Origin of the sequence: Pseudomonas fluorescens, from assembly GCF_902497995.1 — a bacterium.
GTDB classification, from domain to species: domain Bacteria; phylum Pseudomonadota; class Gammaproteobacteria; order Pseudomonadales; family Pseudomonadaceae; genus Aquipseudomonas; species Aquipseudomonas fluorescens_BK.
The window spans coordinates 1-924 of sequence record NZ_CABVII010000061.1 but is presented as its reverse complement, the minus strand read 5'-3'; the positions used below and the strand labels follow the sequence as shown (position 1 = coordinate 924).

Below are 924 nucleotides of genomic sequence, written 5' to 3'. Positions count from 1 at the left end.
TCGCGCCGTTGGCCAGCGGGCCGTAGACGATGTAGGTGTGGCCGGTGATCCAGCCGACGTCGGCGGTGCACCAGTAGACTTCGCCCGGACGGTAGTCGAACACGCGCTCATGGGTCATGGCCGCATACAGCAGGTAACCGCCGGTGGTGTGCTGCACGCCCTTGGGCTTGCCGGTGGAGCCGGAGGTGTACAGGATGAACAGCGCTTCTTCGGCGCCCATCTCTTTCGGCGCGCACACGCTGCCCGCCACTTTCATCAGGTCTTCGTACCAGATGTCGCGATGCTGGTTCCACTTGATGTCGCCACCGGTGCGCTTGCACACGATGACTTTCTGGATGCTGCTGGTTTCCGGGTTGGTCAACGCGTCATCGACGTTGGACTTGAGCGAGATCTTCTTGCCGGCACGCAGGCCTTCGTCGGCCGTGATCACCACTTTGGAGCGGCAGTCGATGATCCGGCCCGCCAGGGCTTCCGGCGAGAACCCACCGAACACCACCGAGTGAATCGCGCCGATCCGGGTGCAGGCCAGCATGGCGACCACGGCTTCGGGGATCATCGGCATATAGATAGTCACCACGTCGCCGCGGTGCACATCCTGGCCGCGCAGGGCGTTGGCGAATTTGCAGACTTGTTCATGCAATTCGCGGTAGGTGATGTGGCGGCTTTCGGCAGGGTCATCCCCTTCCCAAATGATCGCGACCTGATCGCCGCGCTCGGCCAGATGACGGTCGAGGCAGTTGTAGGACACGTTGAGGGTGCCGTCGGCGAACCACTTGATGTCGACATGGTGATCGTCGAAAGACGTCTGCTTCACCGTGGTGAAAGGCTTGATCCAGTCGAGGCGCTTGGCTTGCTCGCGCCAGAAGCCGTCCGGGTTGACGACCGACTGCTGGTACATGGCCTTGTAGGTCGCCTCATCAGTCA

1 protein-coding gene is annotated in these 924 nt (G+C 62.1%); it reads right to left on the bottom strand.

All coding sequences use genetic code 11. The features are described 5' to 3' along the window. Positions 1 to 924 (bottom strand): AMP-binding protein (locus tag F8N80_RS30895; protein ID WP_150785336.1); only part of this gene is annotated, 924 nt, incomplete at both ends.